The organism is uncultured Maribacter sp. (assembly GCF_947500405.1).
Lineage (GTDB): Bacteria > Bacteroidota > Bacteroidia > Flavobacteriales > Flavobacteriaceae > Maribacter_B.
On the sequence record NZ_CANMRY010000018.1, the window covers coordinates 1 to 5,176 of the forward strand.

Sequence of the window (5,176 nt, forward strand, 5' to 3'; positions counted from 1 at the left end):
ATTAATTTTAAAAATTTATCTCTGGCTGACTGGTTAGCCTATACTTTCCCAGTCCGAAATCATAGCCGGGACGTTGTGCAACATTTGAACAAAACCCGTAAATGAAAGAAAATTACTCGATATTTAGAAAATTTCCAACTTTAGAACAAGCTACTGAATTGAAAGACTTGCTAAACGAAAACGGAATTGAATCAATTCTTGCGGACAATGTTCCGCCTGTTGATGTAACTTTTTCTGGAAGCACTTTAAATAATCAAGTTGAAATCCGAATTAAACAATCTGACTTCAAAAAAGCTGAAGAAATTCTTGAACAAAATGCGGAGGAATTAATTGACCAAATTGACAAAGACTACTATTTATTTGAGTTTACTGACGAGGAACTTTATGAAGTATTATTAAAGTCTGACGAATGGAATGCGTTTGATTACACTCTTGCCCAAAAAATTTTGAAACAAAGAGGTAAATCAGTTGATAAGGAACTTTTGAACTCACTAAAAAACGAACGACTAAAAGATTTAGCAAAACCCGAAGGGAATCAAAAACCTTGGATTATCGGAGGTTATGTTTTTTCAATTTTGGGTGGTTTTTTAGGACTAATAATTGGATATTTCCTTTGGACATCGAAAAAGACTTTACCGAATGGACAAAAGGTTTATTCATATTCGGAAAATGATAGAAAGCACGGAAAATATATATTTTATATTGGATTAATAATTGCACCAACTGCAATGCTTTTAAAAGTAGTTAGTCAATTTTAAAATAAAAAACGTTGCACAACAACGTGTATAATTAATGGCTAGTTCTCGCCTACTTACGAAAATCCTATCGGATTTTCTATTCGGTTTTTATTTGCTAAATTAGGTGCTTAAACACGCCACTAATCATACACAAGACCGTTGTGGTGCATTAAAAAAAACATTGTGAATAAATGAAAAGCAGAAAAGTCCTTTTAATAATTGATATGCAAAAAGGTTCTTTCACACCGAAAACGCCTCGATTTGATACAGTAGGAGTTGTTAAGCGAATGAATGAACTTTCTGAATTATTTCGTAAAGCAGAATTACCTGTGATTTATATACAGCACGATGGAACTGGAACTGGAGAATTTGAGAAAAATACATCGGAATGGGAATTATTGGACTCTCTAAATGTTGAACCAACTGATATTCTGATTGACAAATATGCAAATGACGTGTTCTATAATTCAAAACTTCAATCAAAATTGACAGAACTAAATGCTACCGAATTGTTAATTACAGGATGTGCTACCGATTTTTGTGTGGAATCTACTGTTCAGTCAGCATTGACAAAGGATTATAATATTACCGTTGTTTCTGACGGACACACAACTGGAGAAAGACCTAATTTGAAAGCTGAAAAAGTAATTGAACATTACAATTGGGTTTGGCAAAATATGATTCCGACAAAAGGAGAAATAAAAGTAAAAACTCTTAACGAAATAAAAAACGACACCACAACAATGGCTATAATTAATACGGGTTTTGGTGCTGAATCCGAAGTTTAGACATATTTATAAAGTCCGCCAAATCTTTTGATTTGGCTTTAAAAATGAAAAGATAAAACAAAATAAAAAGTTTTAGCTAAGTGCTTAATCGAAAGTTCACTACTTTTAATTCCCGTACTAACCATAGCCGAGACGTTGCCCACAATTAGAAAAAACAGTTCCCTAATTGAAATGAACAGTTCGCTCATTATAGATTTTTACTATTAAAAAAGGAATGTAGTTTTGAATAAACTACCAAACTATGAATAGAATAATTATTGTAATACTTCTTTTTCCGACTTTATTATTAAGTCAAAATAATTGCGAAAAATACGTTGAGAAATATATTCCAACTGATTTGAATGACGCAATTTCCTTTTTTGAATGTAAGTGGTCAAAAGAAAGTCTAAACGAATTTAAAATTAAAGAAGAACAAAAAGCAACTTCTGAACTACATTTCGGAACTGGTAGGTCATTAAGAAACAACTGGAAACTTTGGGCTGGAACATCTGAACTGTCGAAATTTTTCAGGGATTTAGGAATCAATCATCCTGATGATATGTCTAGTATCATATTGACTTCACTTCATAGAAAACTAAACGGAATTGAGATTGAATTAGATAATCAAATAAAATACTATAAAGATTATTGGGCTGAATCTGAACGAAAAGAAAATGAACGAAAAAAAGAAGAATTTAGTGAATTTAAGATTGGCAACATTGTTGAATTTCTGTATGACTATGATTTCGTATCAAAACGTCAGGAAAAAAAATATATGAACGATAAGTGTTTCGCTACTGGAAAAGTAATTGAGCTGAATAAAGAAAAATTTGAACTAAAAATAAATCTAATAGAGAGTTGCGACAGAAAAGGAATTATTGTTCTTGAATATGATGTTTGGGACAAAGTAGATGGAGAATATAAAAAGATTGAAGAAGACAAAATTGAGATTATGAAAAAAGGAGAAACTCGATGGACTTCATATAGTTTATGGGAAACAGCGGAATAATAACTGTGGGCAACACCGTATATAATTTATTGCTGGCTTCTCGCCTACTTACGAAAGTCCTCGCGGACTTTCTTGGTCCGTAATTATTTACTAAATTAGGTGCTTGAAACACGCAACAAATCATATACAAACACGTTGTAATCAATTATGAAAAAGCTATTTATTACTTTAATCTTCTTAGTTTTTTTAATGTCCTGTTCAAAAAATGGTCGGACAATAATTGTGAATACACAAAACGCGGATGGACTGACAACGGAATCAAAACTGGACGTTAATGGACTTGAAATCGGAGAGGTTGTTCAATTAAACTTAGTAAAAGACGGAACCGTTAATTTGGTTTGCAATATCACTAACGACATTGAAATTCCCATCAACTCAAAGTTTAAAACAAAGAGTACAAGTCTCTTGGGTGGAAAAGGGATTAAAATTGAATTAGGTTCTGGAAATGGTAATATTGAATCGGGAGCAACTGTAAAAATGAGTATTGAAAACTCGGAAAATAATTCAAACCCTTTCACTAAGAAAATCAACGGAATAATTGAAAAATTAAGTGGAAAGGAACAGACGGACTCATTGCTTTATGAATTGCGCAGACTGAATGAAAATCTCGAGGACTTAAAAACTCGTGCGGAAAAATAACTGATTACAACAAAACCTATAAACAATACGGGCTTCGGGCTTAATCGCAGGGTTTGCGTATTTTTATGTAGTCCGCAAAATCTTTTGGATTTTGCTTTGGACAAAAAAAAGAAAAAACAAAACCAAAAGATTGTGCTATGTGCGTGGCGGAAAGCAAACGCTAGTTTGCTCCCGTACTGTTCATAGCTAAACCGTTATGCATAAGGCAAAAAGACATTCTGCAAACAAACAAAATTATATATTTATGAGAACCATTTTATTTTTTACTATTTCAATTTTAACTCTACTGAGTTCATGTAATAACCCGACAGTAATTCATGAAAAGAAAGATATTATTATTATTGCAGGAAAGATTATCAATTTTGATAGAAACTCTGGAAAGAACATTTTGACAATTTATATAAATGACAATGGCAGAGCGACACAATTAAATTATCCTACAAAAGTTGACTCCTTAGGAAATTTCCACGTCAAATTTGACAGATATTATCCTCAAGATGTAATGATTGCTTACAAAACAAACTTTAGAGTAATCGTGCATCCTGGTGACAGTCTTTATGTTGAATTTAATGGGAATACCAGACAACGGACAAAAATATTTGAAACAGTAAAGTACTCAGGAGATGCGGCTGAACTTAATTCAAAATTAGCCAAATACTTAAAAAACTACTTTGAGACCAGACCAAGTAGTAAAATAATTCACGAAAAGGAAAAAATACTTAATGCAGCAAATTACATAAAATTCCAAGATAGTATTCGAATTGCACGAGAAGCATTTAGGGATGATTTTATTACTAGTCATAAACCAGACAAAGAACTAATAAATTGGATAAATTCTGATATTCAATGTTCTTATTATGAGAAATTATTGGATTACCCAGACCGACATAAAAGATATAACAAACTTTCACGTGATTGGAGAATTGAAGAGGAATATTTTGATTTTATCTCAAACATTAAACCCCTTGGAATTGAAGACTTAATTTATTCTGATACACGTTGGTTCATTAACCGTTTTTTAAATGATTACATTTGGGAAATTGCGTGGAATCATGCTGATTCAATTTCAAAAAGAAATGCAGATTCATTAATCTTCCATCAGATAATTGAACTTTCTCCAAATAATGGATTAATAAAGCAAATTACCTTAAATGAGTTTGTAAATTCAAGACTGACAAAGTATGAAGTTGCTCTTTATGAAAAAAATGAGAACTTGATAAAAACTATTATTACCAAAAACTTTCTAATTGAGCCAATTAACAATCATTATTACGAGACTAAAAAAATAATAGAAAAGCCAGTATTAGCTTCGGAAATAGAAGTAAATGGGACAACTGACAAATCAGCCATAGAGATTTGGAAAAACATTCTAAATGACAACAAGGACAAAGTGATATATATTGATTGCTGGGCGACATGGTGCGGTGCTTGTATATCAGAGTTTCCTAATTCTAATAAAATGATGGAGGAGTACAAGGATAAAGATGTTGCTTTTGTCTACTTATGTCTAAAATCAAAAGAGAAACAATGGAAGACTATTTTAGCAGATAAAAAATTAAAAGGGAAGCATTATTTCTTGAACGATAAACAGAGTGCATATTTTGTGAAGGTTCTTAAAATAAGTGGATACCCAACATATTCAATTATTGACAGAAAAGGTCAGATAATTAGAACTGGTAGTAGCTTTAGACCAGCACACGTTGAAACTGAAAAAATAATTAACCAACTATTATAAACCCAACAAAGCCCAATGCATAACAATGTATAAAAATAATAGCCGAGACAGCAGTAAATTCAAGGGTTGTTGCCCGCTTCAACTATCTTGCAACTTGACAGTAAAGTAGCCACGCAGTCGGCTACCATTCTTATACTCAACGTTACCCTTAATGGCTGACCTGAAAAATTCTGACTGAATTTAATATTCTAAAAAAGAATCTTACTTGTCTAAATTTCCAATCTTTGGCGGAATTTTTAATATTTAGAAGCCTGAAAAATATAGTTTCTTCATTGAAAACAAATCCCCT

5 protein-coding genes are annotated in these 5,176 nt (G+C 32.0%); all 5 read left to right on the forward strand.

The features are described from left to right. Positions 1 to 101: 101 nt before the first annotated feature. The 5 genes from Q0945_RS15550 (at position 102) to Q0945_RS15570 (ending at position 4,887) form a co-directional block, all read left to right on the forward strand. A complete protein-coding gene (locus tag Q0945_RS15550) occupies positions 102 to 758 on the forward strand; it encodes a hypothetical protein (protein WP_299436427.1) in 657 nt (218 codons plus the stop codon). A 170-nt stretch (positions 759 to 928) separates the two neighbouring features. Beyond that, positions 929 to 1,525 carry an isochorismatase family protein gene (locus tag Q0945_RS15555; RefSeq protein ID WP_299436430.1) on the forward strand — a complete coding sequence of 199 codons (597 nt, stop codon included), beginning with the start codon at positions 929 to 931 and terminating at the stop codon, positions 1,523 to 1,525. A 241-nt stretch (positions 1,526 to 1,766) separates the two neighbouring features. After that, positions 1,767 to 2,513, forward strand: coding sequence for a DUF6794 domain-containing protein (locus tag Q0945_RS15560; protein ID WP_299436433.1), 747 nt, complete (start codon positions 1,767 to 1,769; stop codon positions 2,511 to 2,513). A 147-nt stretch (positions 2,514 to 2,660) separates the two neighbouring features. After that, entirely contained in the window at positions 2,661 to 3,152 is a 492-nt protein-coding gene (locus tag Q0945_RS15565; RefSeq protein WP_299436436.1) for an MlaD family protein, read from the forward strand. 244 nt (positions 3,153 to 3,396) lie between these two features. Continuing rightward, on the forward strand, positions 3,397 to 4,887 hold the full coding sequence (locus Q0945_RS15570) for a TlpA disulfide reductase family protein (RefSeq protein WP_299436440.1): 1,491 nt from the start codon (positions 3,397 to 3,399) through the stop codon (positions 4,885 to 4,887). Positions 4,888 to 5,176 lie beyond the last annotated feature (289 nt).

Coding starts and splice junctions, on each gene's coding strand:
- Q0945_RS15565 (WP_299436436.1), top strand. CDS start 2,661: ATGAAAAAGCTATTTATTACTTTAATCTTCTTAGTTTTTTTAATGTCC.
- Q0945_RS15555 (WP_299436430.1), top strand. CDS start 929: ATGAAAAGCAGAAAAGTCCTTTTAATAATTGATATGCAAAAAGGTTCT.
- Q0945_RS15560 (WP_299436433.1), top strand. CDS start 1,767: ATGAATAGAATAATTATTGTAATACTTCTTTTTCCGACTTTATTATTA.
- Q0945_RS15550 (WP_299436427.1), top strand. CDS start 102: ATGAAAGAAAATTACTCGATATTTAGAAAATTTCCAACTTTAGAACAA.
- Q0945_RS15570 (WP_299436440.1), top strand. CDS start 3,397: ATGAGAACCATTTTATTTTTTACTATTTCAATTTTAACTCTACTGAGT.